The organism is Enterobacter sp. BNK-13, assembly GCF_048685015.1.
Lineage (GTDB): Bacteria > Pseudomonadota > Gammaproteobacteria > Enterobacterales > Enterobacteriaceae > Enterobacter > Enterobacter quasiroggenkampii.
In genome coordinates, this window is sequence record NZ_JBLQTP010000001.1 from 948,016 (window position 1) to 963,447 (window position 15,432).

General features: G+C 54.9%; 15 protein-coding genes and 5 tRNA genes. 13 read left to right on the forward strand and 7 right to left on the reverse strand.

The genetic code is table 11. The features are described from left to right. Nucleotide 1: 1 nt before the first annotated feature. The 12 genes from tolR (at nucleotide 2) to pnuC (ending at nucleotide 7,235) form a co-directional block, all read left to right on the forward strand. Complete coding sequence (gene tolR / locus ACMGGQ_RS04465) at nucleotides 2–430, forward strand: colicin uptake protein TolR (RefSeq protein WP_003858589.1); 429 nt, start codon at nucleotides 2–4, stop codon at nucleotides 428–430. A 28-nt stretch (nucleotides 431–458) separates the two neighbouring features. Continuing rightward, nucleotides 459–1,727, forward strand: coding sequence for a cell envelope integrity protein TolA (tolA, locus tag ACMGGQ_RS04470; protein ID WP_008501102.1), 1,269 nt, complete (start codon nucleotides 459–461; stop codon nucleotides 1,725–1,727). A 133-nt stretch (nucleotides 1,728–1,860) separates the two neighbouring features. Further along, nucleotides 1,861–3,153, forward strand: a complete 1,293-nt coding sequence (gene tolB / locus ACMGGQ_RS04475) for a Tol-Pal system beta propeller repeat protein TolB (protein WP_008501103.1) — start codon at nucleotides 1,861–1,863, stop codon at nucleotides 3,151–3,153. 35 nt (nucleotides 3,154–3,188) lie between these two features. Beyond that, a complete protein-coding gene (gene pal, locus ACMGGQ_RS04480; RefSeq protein WP_003858578.1) occupies nucleotides 3,189–3,710 on the forward strand; it encodes a peptidoglycan-associated lipoprotein Pal in 522 nt (173 codons plus the stop codon). 9 nt (nucleotides 3,711–3,719) lie between these two features. Beyond that, nucleotides 3,720–4,517 carry a cell division protein CpoB gene (gene cpoB, locus ACMGGQ_RS04485; protein ID WP_021241013.1) on the forward strand — a complete coding sequence of 266 codons (798 nt, stop codon included), beginning with the start codon at nucleotides 3,720–3,722 and terminating at the stop codon, nucleotides 4,515–4,517. A gap of 161 nt (nucleotides 4,518–4,678) precedes the next feature. Beyond that, a tRNA-Lys gene (locus ACMGGQ_RS04490) sits at nucleotides 4,679–4,754 on the forward strand. Nucleotides 4,755–4,881: 127 nt separating this feature from the next. After that, nucleotides 4,882–4,957: transfer RNA gene (locus tag ACMGGQ_RS04495), tRNA-Val, on the forward strand. 3 nt (nucleotides 4,958–4,960) lie between these two features. After that, nucleotides 4,961–5,036, forward strand: a tRNA-Lys gene (locus ACMGGQ_RS04500). Between the two features lie 46 nt (nucleotides 5,037–5,082). Further along, nucleotides 5,083–5,158, forward strand: a tRNA-Lys gene (locus ACMGGQ_RS04505). Between the two features lie 24 nt (nucleotides 5,159–5,182). Then, nucleotides 5,183–5,258: transfer RNA gene (locus ACMGGQ_RS04510), tRNA-Lys, on the forward strand. 191 nt (nucleotides 5,259–5,449) lie between these two features. Continuing rightward, nucleotides 5,450–6,493, forward strand: a complete 1,044-nt coding sequence (nadA, locus tag ACMGGQ_RS04515) for a quinolinate synthase NadA (RefSeq protein ID WP_008501105.1) — start codon at nucleotides 5,450–5,452, stop codon at nucleotides 6,491–6,493. 22 nt (nucleotides 6,494–6,515) lie between these two features. Further along, complete coding sequence (gene pnuC, locus ACMGGQ_RS04520; RefSeq protein WP_024908791.1) at nucleotides 6,516–7,235, forward strand: nicotinamide riboside transporter PnuC; 720 nt, start codon at nucleotides 6,516–6,518, stop codon at nucleotides 7,233–7,235. Here pnuC and zitB read toward each other — a convergent pair. Then, nucleotides 7,232–8,170, reverse strand: a complete 939-nt coding sequence (zitB, locus tag ACMGGQ_RS04525) for a CDF family zinc transporter ZitB (protein ID WP_229225504.1) — start codon at nucleotides 8,168–8,170, stop codon at nucleotides 7,232–7,234. The genes pnuC and zitB overlap by 4 nt on opposite strands. A gap of 105 nt (nucleotides 8,171–8,275) precedes the next feature. Then, nucleotides 8,276–8,656: a protein YbgS gene (locus tag ACMGGQ_RS04530; RefSeq protein ID WP_420290557.1), complete on the reverse strand. Its 381-nt coding sequence runs from the start codon at nucleotides 8,654–8,656 to the stop codon at nucleotides 8,276–8,278. Nucleotides 8,657–8,959: 303 nt separating this feature from the next. On the opposite strand from ACMGGQ_RS04530, the gene aroG reads away from it, so the two are divergent. Then, nucleotides 8,960–10,012: a 3-deoxy-7-phosphoheptulonate synthase AroG gene (aroG, locus tag ACMGGQ_RS04535; protein ID WP_008501110.1), complete on the forward strand. Its 1,053-nt coding sequence runs from the start codon at nucleotides 8,960–8,962 to the stop codon at nucleotides 10,010–10,012. A 61-nt stretch (nucleotides 10,013–10,073) separates the two neighbouring features. Here the strand turns inward: aroG and gpmA are convergent, their stop codons facing one another. The 5 genes from gpmA to galE form a co-directional block, all read right to left on the reverse strand. Then, entirely contained in the window at nucleotides 10,074–10,826 is a 753-nt protein-coding gene (gene gpmA, locus ACMGGQ_RS04540; RefSeq protein WP_008501111.1) for a 2,3-diphosphoglycerate-dependent phosphoglycerate mutase, read from the reverse strand. Nucleotides 10,827–11,032: 206 nt separating this feature from the next. Then, a complete protein-coding gene (galM, locus tag ACMGGQ_RS04545; RefSeq protein WP_420289642.1) occupies nucleotides 11,033–12,073 on the reverse strand; it encodes a galactose-1-epimerase in 1,041 nt (346 codons plus the stop codon). Then, the gene (galK, locus tag ACMGGQ_RS04550) at nucleotides 12,067–13,215 is read right to left on the reverse strand and encodes a galactokinase (protein ID WP_420289643.1); all 1,149 of its coding nucleotides are present in this window, start codon (nucleotides 13,213–13,215) and stop codon (nucleotides 12,067–12,069) included. The genes galM and galK overlap by 7 nt, the downstream gene beginning before the upstream one ends. Before the next feature lie 3 nt (nucleotides 13,216–13,218). Continuing rightward, nucleotides 13,219–14,265, reverse strand: a complete 1,047-nt coding sequence (galT, locus tag ACMGGQ_RS04555) for a galactose-1-phosphate uridylyltransferase (RefSeq protein WP_420289644.1) — start codon at nucleotides 14,263–14,265, stop codon at nucleotides 13,219–13,221. Between the two features lie 9 nt (nucleotides 14,266–14,274). After that, nucleotides 14,275–15,291 (reverse strand): UDP-glucose 4-epimerase GalE, encoded by a 1,017-nt coding sequence (gene galE / locus ACMGGQ_RS04560; protein WP_262805401.1) that lies wholly within the window; start codon nucleotides 15,289–15,291, stop codon nucleotides 14,275–14,277. Between the last annotated feature and the right edge of the window lie 141 nt (nucleotides 15,292–15,432).

Genomic DNA, 15,432 nt, shown 5'->3' on the forward strand with positions numbered 1-15,432 from the left:
CATGGCCAGATCGCGTGGACGAGGTCGTCGCGAGCTCAAGTCCGAAATCAATATCGTTCCACTGCTGGACGTCCTGCTGGTACTGCTGCTGATCTTCATGGCAACAGCGCCAATCATTACCCAGAGCGTGGAAGTGGATCTGCCGGATGCGACAGAATCACAGGCGGTGAGCACCAATGACGATCCTCCGGTTATCATTGAGGTTTCCGGCGTAGGGCAATACAGCGTCGTGGTAGAGAAGGATCGTATGGATCAGCTGCCACCTGAGCAGGTTATTGCCGAAGCGCAGCGTCGCCTGGAGTCAAATCCGAAAACGGTCTTCTTAATCGGTGGCGCGAAAGACGTACCCTACGATGAAATTATTAAAGCGCTGAACTTGCTACATAGTGCGGGTGTTAAGTCAGTTGGCTTAATGACCCAACCTATTTGATCATCCGCGTAGTTTTTGGGAACCGATAGTGTCAAAGGCAACCGAACAGAACGACAAGCTTAAGCGAGCGATAATCGTCTCCGCAGTGCTGCACGTTATTCTTTTTGCAGCGCTGATCTGGAGTTCGTTCGACGAGCATATTGATGCATCAGCCGGCGGCGGTGGAGGGTCTTCCATTGACGCCGTGATGGTGGATCCCGGTGCGGTAGTACAGAACTATAATCGCCAACAACAACAGAAGGCGAGTGCAAAACGGGCTGAAGAGCAGCGTGAAAAACAGGCGCAACAGCAAGCGGAAGAACTGCGTGAAAAGCAGGCCGCAGAGCAGGAGCGTCTGAAGCAGCTTGAGAAAGAACGTTTGCAGGCGCAGGAAGCCGCGAAAGCGCAGGCAGAACAGCAGAAACAAGCCGAAGAGGCCGCGAAAAAAGCACAGGAACAGCAAAAGCAGGCGGAAGAGGCGGCAGCAAAAGCCGCAGCGGACGCGAAAGCACAGGCTGATGCCCAGGCGAAATTAGCGGCAGAAGCGGCGAAGAAAGCGGCTGCTGATGCCCAGAAGAAAGCGGAAGCCGAAGCCGCGAAGAAAGCCGCCGCTGATGCTCAGAAGAAAGCGGAAGCCGAAGCCGCTAAGAAAGCCGCAGCTGATGCTCAGAAGAAAGCAGAAGCGGAAGCCGCGAAGAAGGCCGCTCAGGAAGCAGAGAAGAAAGCTGCTGCCGAGGCAGCGAAGAAAGCGGCTGCTGCCGAGAAAGCAGCAGCAGAAAAAGCCGCGGCAGAAAAAGCGGCAGCCGCCGAAAAAGCCGCTGCTGACAAAAAAGCTGCAGCTGAGAAGGCCGCTGCCGATAAGAAAGCAGCAGCTGAAAAAGCGGCTGCTAAAAAGGCTGCCGCCGCTGAAAAAGCCGCTGCTGCCGCAGGGGTTGACGATCTGCTGGGCGATTTGAGCTCCGGTAAGAATGCGCCGAAAACGGGCGGTGGGGCGAAAGGAAACAACGCAGCGCCGACCGGAAGTGGTAACACTAAGAGTAACGGTGCGACAGGGGCTGAAATCAACGGTTATGCCGCGCAGATTAAATCCGCTATTGAAAGCCGATTCTATGATGCGTCTTCCTATACCGGTAAAACGTGTACGTTACGTATAAAACTGGCTCCGGATGGCATGCTGCTGGATATTAAGTCTGAAGGTGGCGACCCGGCTTTATGTACTGCGGCCCTGGCTGCAGCGCGTCAGGCGAAGATGCCTAAACCGCCTTCGCAGGCAGTCTACGAAGTCTTCAAAAATGCGCCGCTGGACTTCAAACCTTAAGTTACATTTTCCCGTGCAAACGGGGAAAAATAGACCAGGTTTAGTCACAGGGTTCGGGTAGTTTTGTCTATTTGAGTTTGTTAACATTCTGCTAAATTATCGTGGGTAAGGTTACCCGGATAAGGGAGATATGATGAAGCAGGCATTACGTGTAGCATTTAGTTTTTTAATGCTGTGGGCAGCAGTACTGCACGCAGAAGTACGTATCGAGATCACCCAGGGGGTGGACTCGGCACGCCCAATCGGTGTTGTTCCGTTCCAGTGGGCCGGTCCTGGCGCTGCACCTGAAGATGCCGGTGGCATCGTGGCGGCTGACCTGCGTAACAGCGGTAAATTCAACCCGTTAGATCGTTCTCGTCTGCCTCAGCAGCCGGGTAGCGCGCAGGAAGTACAGCCTGCAGCATGGTCTGCACTGGGTATTGATGCCGTGGTTGTGGGTCAGGTTACCCCTAATCCAGACGGTTCATACAACGTGGCCTGGCAGCTGGTGGATACCGGCGGTGCACCAGGTACCGTTCTGGCCCAGAATTCTTACAAGGTCACTAAGCAGTACCTGCGCTACGCGGCACACGCTGCCAGCGATGCGGTATTTGAAAAACTGACCGGCATTAAAGGTGCGTTCCGTACCCGTATCGCGTACGTGGTGCAGACCAACGGTGGTCAATTCCCGTATGAGCTGCGCGTATCTGATTACGATGGCTACAACCAGTTCCTGGTGAAACGCTCTTCACAGCCACTGATGTCTCCAGCCTGGTCTCCGGACGGTTCTAAGCTGGCGTATGTCACCTTCGAAAGCGGCCGTTCTGCGCTGGTTATCCAGACGCTGGCAAACGGTGCGGTTCGTCAGGTGGCGTCTTTCCCACGTCACAACGGTGCGCCTTCGTTCTCTCCAGACGGCTCTAAACTGGCGTTTGCGTTGTCTAAAACCGGTAGCCTGAACCTGTACGTGATGGACATTGGCTCTGGCCAGATCCGTCAGGTGACCGATGGTCGTAGCAACAACACCGAACCTTCATGGTTCCCGGACAGTCAAAACCTGGCGTTTACCTCTGACCAGGCCGGCCGTCCACAAATCTATAAAGTCAACATCAACGGCGGTGCTCCGCAGCGTATTACCTGGGAAGGTTCACAGAACCAGAACTCAGACGTGAGCAGCGACGGTAAATTTATGGTAATGGTCAGCTCTAACGGTGGGCAGCAGCACATTGCCAAACAAGATCTGGTAGCGGGTGGCGTTCAAGTTCTGTCGTCAACGTTCCTGGATGAAACGCCAAGTCTGGCACCTAACGGCACGATGGTAATCTACAGCTCTTCTCAGGGGATGGGATCTGTGCTGAATCTGGTTTCTACAGATGGGCGTTTCAAAGCGCGTATTCCGGCTACTGATGGACAGGTAAAATCACCTGCCTGGTCGCCGTATCTGTAAATAATAATTAATTGATTACTAAAGGAATCATAGAAATGCAACTGAACAAAGTGCTGAAGGGGCTGATGATCGCTCTGCCTGTAATGGCAATCGCAGCGTGTTCTTCTAACAAGAACGCCAGCAATGACCAGAGCGGCGAAGGCATGATGGGTGCCGGCACCGGTATGGACGCGAACGGCAATGGCAACATGTCTTCTGAAGAGCAGGCGCGTCTTCAGATGCAGCAGCTGCAGCAGAACAACATCGTTTACTTCGATCTGGATAAATACGACATCCGTTCTGACTTCGCTGCGATGCTGGATGCGCACGCTAACTTCCTGCGTAGCAACCCATCTTACAAAGTCACCGTAGAAGGTCACGCGGACGAACGTGGTACTCCAGAGTACAACATCTCCCTGGGTGAACGTCGTGCTAACGCTGTTAAAATGTACCTGCAGGGTAAAGGCGTTTCTGCTGACCAGATCTCCATCGTTTCTTACGGTAAAGAAAAACCTGCAGTACTGGGTCACGACGAAGCGGCTTACTCCAAAAACCGTCGTGCCGTACTGGTTTACTAAGAGAATTGCATGAGCAGTAACTTCAGACATCATCTGTTGAGTCTGTCGTTACTGGTTGGAATAGCGGCCCCCTGGGCCGCTTTTGCTCAGGCACCAATCAGTAGTGTCGGCTCAGGCTCGGTAGAAGACCGGGTCACTCAACTCGAGCGTATTTCTAACGCTCACAGCCAGCTTTTAACCCAACTCCAGCAACAACTTTCCGATAACCAGAATGATATTGACTCTCTCCGCGGTCAGATTCAGGAAAGCCAGTATCAGCTTAACCAGGTTGTGGAACGTCAGAAGCAAATCTTGTTGCAGATCGATAGCCTGAGCAGTGGTGGTGGTGCAGCAGCACAGCCAGCCGCAGGCGATCAGAGCGGTGCGGCGACGTCTACGCCAGCGCCATCTGCTGATACGTCAGCTTCAACAGGTGCGCCTGTACAGAGCGGTGACGCGAATACGGACTACAATGCGGCCATTGCCCTGGTGCAGGATCAATCTCGTCAGGATGACGCGATTGCTGCGTTTCAGAGCTTTGTTAAGAAATACCCTGATTCCACTTATCAGCCAAATGCCAATTACTGGCTCGGTCAGTTGAATTACAACAAGGGTAAAAAGGACGATGCGGCGTTTTATTTTGCCTCAGTGGTGAAAAATTACCCAAAATCGCCGAAAGCGCCAGATGCGATGTATAAGGTTGGCGTGATCATGCAGGACAAAGGCGACACCGCGAAAGCCAAAGCGGTTTATCAGCAGGTGGTTGCAAAATTCCCGGGTACCGAAGGTGCTAAGCAGGCGCAAAAACGTCTGAATTCGATGGGATGATTATCGCATGACCAGAAATCGCGTTATTTCTGGTCGTGCAGCATGATTACTAAGCAGTTAAGTGATCTTCATCGAAATTTTTGTTGCGCAGAATTCTTAAATCAGTAATATATGCCGCCGTTGCCACGGGATATCAAACAACGTGAAAGCAGCATAAAAGTGGGTCGTTAGCTCAGTTGGTAGAGCAGTTGACTTTTAATCAATTGGTCGCAGGTTCGAATCCTGCACGACCCACCACTAAGTCAGGTGGAAGTAGTAGTAAAACGTGAAGGATAACGTTGCGTCAGCAACGGCCCGTAGGGCGAGGCGAAGCCGAGTCATCCTGCACGACCCACCACTTAACGCAGTTTCGGCAGTACAGAGTGGGTGATTAGCTCAGTTGGTAGAGCATCTCCTTTACACGGAGGGGGTCGGCGGTTCGAGCCCGTCATCACCCACCACTCGGGTCGTTAGCTCAGTTGGTAGAGCAGTTGACTTTTAATCAATTGGTCGCAGGTTCGAATCCTGCACGACCCACCACTTTAAAGTGGTACCGAGTAAAAATCTTCGAAGTCAGCACCCGAATGGGTCGTTAGCTCAGTTGGTAGAGCAGTTGACTTTTAATCAATTGGTCGCAGGTTCGAATCCTGCACGACCCACCACTTCGAAGAAAAAAATCCCGCAAGGGGTCGTTAGCTCAGTTGGTAGAGCAGTTGACTTTTAATCAATTGGTCGCAGGTTCGAATCCTGCACGACCCACCAGTGTAGAAAGGCGCCCTAAAGGCGCCTTTTTGCTATCTGCGGTACAACAAATGCTCCGCCCATCTATTCCCGGTGACTTTTCACGCCAGATTCGCTATCTTGTTTAGTATACAAAACACAATTGCCACGCGTTTTGCTATGTCAGGCAAATGAAAGGCAATATTGTTAAGCCCGTAAAACGAGAAGCCATAATGAGTGTGATGTTTGATCCTGAAGCCGCAATCTATCCGTTTCCGCCAAAGCCTGTCCCGCTGAGCCAGGATGAAAAGCAATTCTACCGCGAGAAGATCAAACGTCTTCTTAAAGAGCGCGATGCGGTAATGGTGGCCCATTACTACACCGACCCGGAAATTCAGCAGCTGGCGGAAGAGACCGGCGGCTGCATTTCTGACTCACTGGAGATGGCGCGCTTCGGTGCACGACATCCCGCTTCCACGCTGCTGGTTGCCGGCGTGCGTTTTATGGGCGAGACGGCAAAGATTCTGAGCCCGGAAAAAACCATTCTGATGCCCACGCTTAACGCGGAGTGTTCCCTGGATCTGGGCTGTCCGATTGACGAATTCACGGCCTTCTGTGACGCTCATCCTGACCGGACCGTGGTGGTCTACGCTAACACCTCTGCGGCGGTAAAAGCGCGGGCTGACTGGGTGGTCACGTCGAGCATCGCCGTTGAGCTGATTGAACATCTGGACAGCCTGGGGGAAAAAATTATCTGGGCGCCTGATCGTCATCTCGGCAATTATGTTCAGAAGCAGACGGGGGCTGATGTCCTTTGCTGGCAGGGTGCCTGCATTGTGCACGATGAATTCAAAACTCAGGCGCTGGCGCGCATGAAGGCGCTTTATCCTGACGCCGCCATTCTTGTTCACCCCGAGTCACCGCAGTCAATTGTCGACATGGCGGATGCCGTGGGCTCAACCAGCCAGCTTATCAACGCGGCCAGGACGTTGCCTCACAAGCAGCTCATTGTCGCGACCGATCGCGGTATCTTCTATAAGATGCAGCAGGCCGTGCCGGAGAAAGAGCTTCTTGAAGCACCAACGGCGGGCGAGGGCGCAACGTGCCGCAGCTGCGCGCATTGTCCCTGGATGGCGATGAATGGCCTGAAAGCGATTGCCGAAGGGTTAGAAACCGGTGGTGCGGCGCATGAAATCCATGTGGATGCCGCCCTGCGTGAAGGCGCGTTAATTCCGCTTAACCGCATGCTGGATTTTGCGGCTACACTACGTACTTAATTCAACTCGCCCCGGGGAAAAGATGGATTTTTTTAGCACACATAACATTCTGGTTCATATACCGATTGGTGCAGGTGGCTATGACCTGTCATGGATTGAGGCCGTAGGTACGCTGGCGGGCTTATTGTGTATCTGGTTGGCAAGCCTTGAGAAGATCAGTAACTACGCGTTCGGGCTGATTAACGTCACGCTGTTTGCGATTATCTTCTTCCAGATCCAGCTGTACGCCAGCCTGCTTTTGCAGCTGTTCTTCTTTGCCGCCAATATTTACGGCTGGTATGCCTGGTCGCGTCAGAACAGCCAGCAGGAGGCCGAGCTGCAGATCCGTTGGCTGCCCCTGCCGAAAGCCATCGCCTGGTTCGTCGCCTGCGTGGTGGCCATTGGCTTAATGACCGTTTACATCAACCCGGTTTTTGCCTTCCTGACCCGCGTTGCCGTTTCAGTCATGTCCGGCATCGGCCTGAACGTGACGATGCCAGAACTCCAGCCGGATGCTTTCCCGTTCTGGGATTCCTGCATGATGGTGCTGTCGATTGCGGCAATGATTCTGATGACCCGTAAATACGTTGAGAACTGGCTGCTGTGGGTCATCATCAACGTGATCAGCGTGGCGATCTTCGCCCTGCAGGGCGTGTATGCCATGTCGCTGGAATATCTGCTGCTGACCTTCATCGCACTGAACGGCAGCCGAATGTGGATTAACAGCGCGCGTGAGCGAGGCTCTCACGCGCTTTCCAGCTAGTGGTCATGATGATGTGAATGACCGGACTGCGCCTCGTTAAGGTGGCAGTCCGGTCCGCTACAGGGCTGATACTCCATCTGGACGGTAGCGTGGCTAATGTCGTAGTGGTGCTCCAGGAAGTGCTGAATGCGATCGAGCAGCGCATCGTGGTCGTGAGGTGGGATCACCTGGACGTGCAGCGTCATGACCGGTTTCTCTCCCACCAGCCAGACGTGCACGTGATGGACATTACGGACTTCCGGGACAGTACGGCGCAGGTTACGCTTCAGCTCGTCGATGTCCAGGGATGCTGGCGCCCCTTCAAGCAGTTCGTTCACGCTCTCCTTCAGCAGCCGCCAGGCGCTACGCAAGACCAGACACGACACCAGTACGGACAGAATCGGATCGACAGGCGTCCAGCCGGTATAGAGGATCACCAGCGCGGCGACAATCGCCCCGACAGAACCGAGCAAATCACCCAGCACATGCAGTGCCGCCGCGCGCACGTTGAGGTTCTTTTCCCCGCTCCCGCGGTGCAGGATCCAGAAGGCCAGAATATTCGCCAGCAACCCTGCCACGGCAATGACCATCATTGTCGCCCCGGCGATCGGCTGTGGATGCCGAAAGCGCTGTATGGCCTCCCAGACGATAAGCACGGTAATGACCACCAGCGCTATGGCGTTAACAAACGCGGCCAGGGTGGTCAGCCTCAGCCAGCCGAAGGTGTGGCGCGCATTCGGTGGGCGGCGCGCAAACTGCACGGCCAGCAGGGCGAAGAGCAGGGCGGCGGCATCGGTCAGCATATGTCCGGCATCGGCCAAAAGCGCCAGAGAGCCGGAAACCAGGCCGCCAATGACCTCGATAATCATAAACGTTGCCGTGACGCCAAAGGCCAGCATCAGTCGTTTAGCGTTGTCGTTGCCGGGTGCATGCGAGTGGGAATGGGAGTGCGCCATGTCTGCTTTCCTGAAGTGTTATTGTTTTTAGTGTAGCGTTTTTAATAGGTTACTCCAAAAAGAAAGGAGAGCCTGGGCTCTCCTTTTTCTGACGGTGCATACAAATTACTGTGTGGTACCATCCGTTTTGGTATTGGCGTCGTTACCCACTTTGTCGTTAGGGTCCGGGCATTTTCCGTCCTTACACATGGAGTTCTTGTGGACCTCGTCTGAACTCATATTGTCATGGTTCATGGTGCCGGAATTGCTACCGTCTGGATGCAGCATGGTGCCGCCCGTGTTGGTATTGCCGGTATTGATCTGGCCGTTGTCGACGTTATTCGGGGCAATATTCTGTTTTGCATCAGGCGCAGGCTGACCTGCCGCCGCAGCCGCATTCGCGTCACCGTTGCTCTCTGAGGTGCCCGTTTCGGCGGCCAGGACGCTGCCGCTGGCAAGGGTAAGGGTGGCGGTCAGGAAGAGGGTTGCCAGTTTTGTCATTTTCATCATGGTGCTCCTGTTCTTGTCGTTACGCTGGATAACATTCTCCAACAGTGCATCTTTTTTGAGGCGAAAGATTCCGCCTTACGGACTTACGTCAGTAGGGAATCGCGTTTAAGCGTTTAAAATTGGTTGTTACAGTTAAAAAGCTTAGGTTAGATCTCATTTTTCGCTATTTTGTGGCGATTTTTAGGCGAATTCCAGGAATTATCTGCGTGAAGTGTAAAACCGTGTTTACACTTCCTGGTCGACAAGATAGATTGAAAGGATTGCTTTCATTACTAAAGATATGGCAGAGCTGGAAAGAAAATGAATTATCAGAACGACGATTTACGCATTAAAGAGATCAATGAGTTATTACCTCCTGTAGCACTCCTTGAGAAATTCCCCGCCACTGAAAATGCCGCAAACACGGTTTCTCATGCTCGTAAAGCGATCCATAAGATCCTGAAAGGTAATGACGATCGTCTTCTGGTGGTGATTGGCCCGTGCTCGATTCACGATCCTGCTGCCGCGAAAGAATACGCAGCCCGTCTGCTCACCCTGCGTGAAGAGCTGAAGGACGAGCTGGAAATCGTCATGCGCGTCTATTTTGAAAAACCGCGCACCACCGTTGGCTGGAAAGGGCTGATTAACGATCCGCACATGGATAACAGCTTCCAGATCAACGACGGTCTGCGCATTGCGCGCAAGCTGCTGCTGGAGATCAACGACAGCGGTCTGCCTGCGGCCGGTGAATTCCTGGATATGATTACGCCGCAGTACCTGGCAGACCTGATGAGCTGGGGGGCAATTGGTGCCCGCACTACTGAATCTCAGGTTCACCGCGAGCTGGCGTCCGGTCTCTCTTGTCCGGTGGGCTTCAAAAATGGCACTGACGGCACCATTAAGGTGGCTATCGACGCCATCAACGCAGCGGGCGCACCGCACTGCTTCCTGTCCGTGACCAAGTGGGGTCACTCTGCCATCGTTAACACCAGCGGTAACGGTGACTGCCATATCATTCTGCGCGGCGGCAAAGAGCCGAACTACAGCGCAAAACATGTGGCCGAAGTCAAAGTCGGGCTGGAAAAAGCCGGGCTGCCACCGCAGGTGATGATCGATTTCAGCCACGCCAACTCCAGCAAGCAGTTTAAAAAGCAGATGGAAGTGGGCGCAGACGTCTGTCAGCAGATTGCCGGCGGTGAGAAGGCGGTGATTGGGGTGATGATCGAAAGCCATCTGGTTGAAGGTAACCAGAACCTGGAAGGCAGCGAGCCGCTGGTGTATGGCAAGAGCGTGACCGATGCCTGCATCGGCTGGGACGATACCGACGCCATCCTGCGCCAGCTGGCTAACGCAGTGAAAGCGCGTCGCGGTTAATTCTGACGGCTCAAATAAAAAAGCGCGGACGGTTCCGCGCTTTTTTTATGGTCAGCGAAAATTACTTCGCTTTACCCTGGTTCGCAACGGCCGCCGCTTTCGCTGCGATTTCGTCCGCGTTACCCAGGTAGTAGTGTTTGATTGGCTTGAAGTTTTCGTCGAACTCATACACCAGCGGTACGCCAGTTGGGATGTTCAGTTCGAGAATTTCGTCTTCACCCATGTTGTCCAGGTATTTCACCAGCGCACGCAGGGAGTTACCGTGAGCCGCGATAATCACGCGCTCGCCGCTTTTCAGACGTGGCAGAATGGTTTCGTTCCAGTAAGGCACAACGCGGTCGATGGTCAGCGCCAGGCTCTCGGTGGTTGGCAGCTCAGCGTCGGTCAGTTTCGCGTAACGCGGGTCGTGGCCCGGGTAGCGCTCGTCATCTTTGGTCAGCTCTGGTGGGGTGACCGCGAAGCCGCGACGCCACTGTTTAACCTGCTCGTCACCGTATTTCTCAGCGGTTTCCGCTTTGTTCAGGCCCTGCAGCGCACCGTAGTGACGCTCGTTCAGTTTCCAGGATTTCTCAACCGGCAGCCAGGCCTGGTCCAGTTCGTCCAGCACGTTCCACAGGGTGTGGATGGCACGTTTCAGCACAGAGGTGTAAGCAAAATCAAAGCTGAAGCCTTCTTCCTTCAGCAGTTTACCTGCTGCTTTTGCTTCGCTTACGCCTTTCTCAGACAGATCAACGTCGTACCAACCGGTAAAGCGGTTTTCGTTGTTCCACTGGCTTTCGCCGTGACGCACCAGAACCAGCTTAGTAATAGCCATCTCTTACTCCTCAAGCATTTTTAGAATGATAACAATTCTCATTATATTGCTGTGGCCGTGCCAGCAGCAACGCTTAACCCTAACCATAGCGAAAATAGTCTCTGAGTGTAAGATGCTTGTGAATCCAGGGTTATGATTTTGTCTGCGATCGGCGCTATTTTCAGCAAGGCGCGCAGAAAAAAGCCCTCCAGAGGGAGGGCTGAATATTAATGTGGAATAAAATGATATTCCGTCACGCTAACGTACTCTTCACCCGGGCGCAGCACGCAGTCCGGCTGCGGCCATTCCGGATGATTCGGGCTGTCCGGCAGGAACTCGCTCTCCAGCGCCAGGCCTTGCCAGTCGCTGTACTCTTCGTGTTCGCGCGCCGTTGTGCCGCCGAGATAGTTACCTGAGTAAAACTGCAGGGCAGGGGCAGTGGTATAAACCGTCATCTGCAGCTTCTCATCCGCAGACCAGACCTGTGCGGCAGGTTGTTTCACATCACCTTTGGCCTGCAGCAGGAACGCGTGGTCGTATCCTTTCACCTTGCGCTGGTCGTCATCGCTCAGGAAATCCTGGGCGATCGTTTTCGCGCGGCGGAAATCAAAGCTGGTCCCGCTCACGTATTTGAGCCCCTGATCCGGAATGCCCATTTCGTCAACCGGCAGATACGCATCCGCCAGGATCTGCAGCTTGTGCTCACGCACGTCGCACTGGTTGCCGTCCAGATTAAAGTACGCGTGATTGGTCAGGTTGACCGGACACGGCTTGTCGACCGTCGCACGGTATTCGATGGCGATACGGTTGTCGTCGGTCAGCGTAAAGCGCGCGGAGGCAATAAGGTTACCCGGGAAGCCCTGATCGCCATCCTGCGAATCCAGCGAGAACAGCACTTCGCCGTCGTTTTGCCGAACAATTTTCCAGCGGCGTTTATCAAAGCCTTCCGGGCCGCCGTGCAGCTGGTTTTCACCCTGGCTTGGAAGCAGGGTGTACTGTACGCCGTCGAGCTCAAAGCGGCTCTTCGCGATGCGGTTAGCATAGCGTCCTACGGATGCGCCCAGATAGGCGGACTGATTAACATACTGCTCGGGCGATGCGCAGCCGAGCAGGGTTTCGCGCACGCTGCCGTCCGGCATCGGTACGCGGGCTGAAAGCAGGGTTGCACCCCAGTCCATAAGCGTAACCACCATCCCCGCGCGGTTGCGCAGGGTTAACAGGCGATACGGCAGACCATCCGGTGCGAGGGTAGGTGTTTCGTTTAGCACTGTCCGGCTCCTTGTGATGCTTTGCAAACATAGAAGGTTTCTTTAATACCTGTTTTCGCTTCGTACTGCTTCGCCACGGCGTCCTGTACGGCAGGGACCAGCTCCTCAGGCACCAGCGCAACGATGCAGCCGCCAAAACCGCCGCCCGTCATGCGTACGCCGCCTTTGTCGCCAATGACCGCTTTGACAATCTCCACCAGGGTGTCGATTTGCGGAACGGTGATCTCGAAATCATCGCGCATGGAGGCGTGAGATTCTGCCATCAGCTCACCCATGCATTTCAGGTCACCTTTCGCCAGCGCGGAGGCGGCTTCAACGGTACGGGCATTTTCCGTCAGCACGTGACGAACGCGTTTGGCGACAATCGGATCCAGCTCGTGCGCCACTTTGTTAAATTCATTGAGCGTCACGTCGCGCAGGGCGGGCTGCTGGAAGAAGCGGGCGCCAGTTTCGCACTGCTCGCGGCGGGTGTTGTACTCGCTGCCCACCAGCGTGCGCTTAAAGTTGCTGTTGATGATCACGACAGCCGCGCCTTTTGGCAGGGGAACGGCTTTGGTGCCAAGCGAGCGGCAGTCGATCAGCAGCGCGTGTTCTTTTTTGCCCAGCGCGGAGATCAGCTGGTCCATGATGCCGCAGTTGCAGCCCACGAATTGGTTTTCCGCTTCCTGACCATTCAGGGCGATTTGTGCGCCATCCAGCGGTAAATGATAGAGCTGCTGGAACACGGTGCCCACGGCGACCTCCAGAGACGCAGAGGAGCTTAAGCCCGCCCCCTGCGGCACGTTGCCGCTGATAACCAAATCGGCGCCGCCGAAGTTTTTGTTACGCTTCTGCAGATGCTTCACCACGCCGCGCACGTAGTTAGACCACTGCTGGCTGTCGTGCGTCACAATCGGGGCATCGAGGGAAAACGCGTCCGTCTCATTGCCGTAATCCGCCGCAATCACGCGAACCTGGCGGTCGTCGCGCTTCGCGCAGCTGATGACCGTCTGGTAATCGATGGCGCACGGCAGCACAAAACCGTCGTTATAGTCGGTGTGTTCACCGATCAGGTTAACGCGGCCAGGCGCCTGAATTACGTGGGTGGCAGGGTAGCCAAATTTCTCAGCAAACAGGGATTGTGTTTTATCTTTCAGACTCATTTTTTAGACTCCTGATTCGCGATAGTGGACGTCGCTAACGGCACGCAGACGTTCTGCCGCCTGTTCCGCCGTCAGATCACGCTGGGTTTCCGCCAGCATTTCGTAGCCCACCATAAATTTACGCACCGTCGCAGAGCGCAGCAGCGGCGGATAGAAATGGGCATGCAGCTGCCAGTACGGATTCTCTTCCCCGTTAAACGGTGCGCCGTGCCAGCCCATGGAGTACGGGAAGGAGCACTGGAACAGGTTGTCATAACGGCTGGTCAGTTTTTTCAGCGCCAGGGCAAGGTCGTCGCGCTGCGCGTCGCTGAGTTCGGTGATGCGCAGCACGTGTGCTTTCGGCAGCAGCAGCGTCTCAAACGGCCAGGCGGCCCAGTAAGGCACGACGGCCAGCCAGTGTTCGGTTTCCACCACGGTACGGCTGCCGTCTGCCTGCTCACGCTGTGCGTAATCCACCAGCATCGGCGAGCCGTTTTCCGCGTAATACGCTTTTTGCAGACGGTCTTCACGCTCGGCTTCGTTAGGCAGGAAGCTGTTCGCCCAGACCTGGCCATGCGGATGCGGGTTGGAGCAGCCCATTGCCGCACCTTTATTTTCAAACACCTGCACCCATGGGTAAGTTTGACCCAGCTCGGCAGTTTGCGCCTGCCAGGTGCTGACCACCTCTTTCAGTGCCTCAACGCTCAGCTCCGGCAGCGTTTTGCTGTGATCGGGAGAGAAGCAGATCACGCGGCTGGTACCGCGCGCGCTTTCACAGCGCATCAGCGGATCGTGGCTTTCCGGCGCGTCCGGCGTGTCGGTCATCAGGGCGGCAAAATCGTTGGTAAACACGAAGGTGCCTTGGTAGTCCGGGTTTTTATCCCCGGTCACGCGCGTATTGCCCGGACAGAGGAAGCAGTCCGGGTCGTGCTGCGGCAAGGTCTGTTTTGCAGGCGTCTCCTGCGCCCCCTGCCAGGGGCGCTTGGCGCGATGCGGAGAAACTAAAATCCATTGCCCGCTTAACGGGTTAAAGCGACGATGCGGATGATCGACGGGATTAAATTGCGTCATGACGGATCCTTAGTCCGGATAGCCTTGCGGGTGGCGTGACTGCCAGTGCCAGGTATCCTGTGCCATTTCATCAAGCGTGCGCGTAACACGCCAGTTAAGCTCTTTGTCGGCTTTGGTGGCGTCGGCCCAGTAAGCAGGCAGATCGCCCTCACGACGCGGTGCGAAGTGGTAGTTCACCGGCTTGCCGCAGGCTTTGCTGAAGGCATTGACCACGTCCAGCACGCTGCTGCCGACCCCGGCGCCGAGGTTGTAAATATGCACGCCAGGTTTATCCGCCAGCTGCTGCATGGCGGCAACGTGGCCATCTGCCAGATCCATCACGTGGATATAGTCGCGCACGCCAGTGCCATCTTCGGTGGGGTAGTCATTGCCAAAAATCGCCAGCGAATCGCGACGACCGACGGCAACCTGCGCGATATACGGCATCAGGTTGTTCGGAATGCCCTGCGGATCTTCACCCATATCGCCAGACGGATGGGCACCGACCGGATTGAAGTAGCGCAGCAGCGCGATGCTCCACTCCGGCTGGGCTTTTTGCAGGTCGGTCAGGATCTGCTCCACCATCAGCTTGCTTTTGCCGTACGGGCTCTGCGGCGTCCCAGTCGGGAAGCTTTCAACGTAAGGAATTTTGGGCTGATCGCCATAGACGGTGGCGGAAGAACTAAAGATGAAGTTTTTGACGTTAGCCGCACGCATGGCGGAGATGAGACGCAGGGTACCGTTGACGTTGTTGTCGTAATACTCGAGCGGTTTTATAACGGACTCCCCGACGGCTTTCAGACCCGCGAAGTGGATCACCGCTTCAATGGCGTGGTCGTGAAGGATCTCGGTCATCAACGCTTCGTTGCGGATGTCGCCTTCCACGAAAGTCGGTTGTTTACCGCCAAGACGTTCAATCACAGGCAGCACGCTGCGCTTACTGTTGCACAGGTTGTCGAGAATGATGACGTCATGGCCGTTTTGCAGCAGCTGCACGCAGGTATGACTACCAATGTAACCGCTACCACCTGTTACCAGAACTCGCATATTTCGCTCCATTGGGCTTATGGTATGTAATAACCATAGCATAACAGAGACGCAAAAAGTGTGACATGGGATAAAATAGTGGAATCGTTTACACTGTTTTTAAAATCCGATTTTCAGCTGCCATGAGGCATTGTAGATCAA

Bases quoted from the DNA above. Each gene is read 5' to 3' on its own strand.
- tolR (WP_003858589.1), top strand. From the start codon at position 2: ATGGCCAGATCGCGTGGACGAGGTCGTCGCGAGCTCAAGTCCGAAATC.
- tolB (WP_008501103.1), top strand. From the start codon at position 1,861: ATGAAGCAGGCATTACGTGTAGCATTTAGTTTTTTAATGCTGTGGGCA.
- pal (WP_003858578.1), top strand. From the start codon at position 3,189: ATGCAACTGAACAAAGTGCTGAAGGGGCTGATGATCGCTCTGCCTGTA.
- cpoB (WP_021241013.1), top strand. From the start codon at position 3,720: ATGAGCAGTAACTTCAGACATCATCTGTTGAGTCTGTCGTTACTGGTT.
- nadA (WP_008501105.1), top strand. From the start codon at position 5,450: ATGAGTGTGATGTTTGATCCTGAAGCCGCAATCTATCCGTTTCCGCCA.
- pnuC (WP_024908791.1), top strand. From the start codon at position 6,516: ATGGATTTTTTTAGCACACATAACATTCTGGTTCATATACCGATTGGT.
- zitB (WP_229225504.1), bottom strand. From the start codon at position 8,170: ATGGCGCACTCCCATTCCCACTCGCATGCACCCGGCAACGACAACGCT.
- ACMGGQ_RS04530 (WP_420290557.1), bottom strand. From the start codon at position 8,656: ATGAAAATGACAAAACTGGCAACCCTCTTCCTGACCGCCACCCTTACC.
- aroG (WP_008501110.1), top strand. From the start codon at position 8,960: ATGAATTATCAGAACGACGATTTACGCATTAAAGAGATCAATGAGTTA.
- gpmA (WP_008501111.1), bottom strand. From the start codon at position 10,826: ATGGCTATTACTAAGCTGGTTCTGGTGCGTCACGGCGAAAGCCAGTGG.
- galK (WP_420289643.1), bottom strand. From the start codon at position 13,215: ATGAGTCTGAAAGATAAAACACAATCCCTGTTTGCTGAGAAATTTGGC.
- galT (WP_420289644.1), bottom strand. From the start codon at position 14,265: ATGACGCAATTTAATCCCGTCGATCATCCGCATCGTCGCTTTAACCCG.
- galE (WP_262805401.1), bottom strand. From the start codon at position 15,291: ATGCGAGTTCTGGTAACAGGTGGTAGCGGTTACATTGGTAGTCATACC.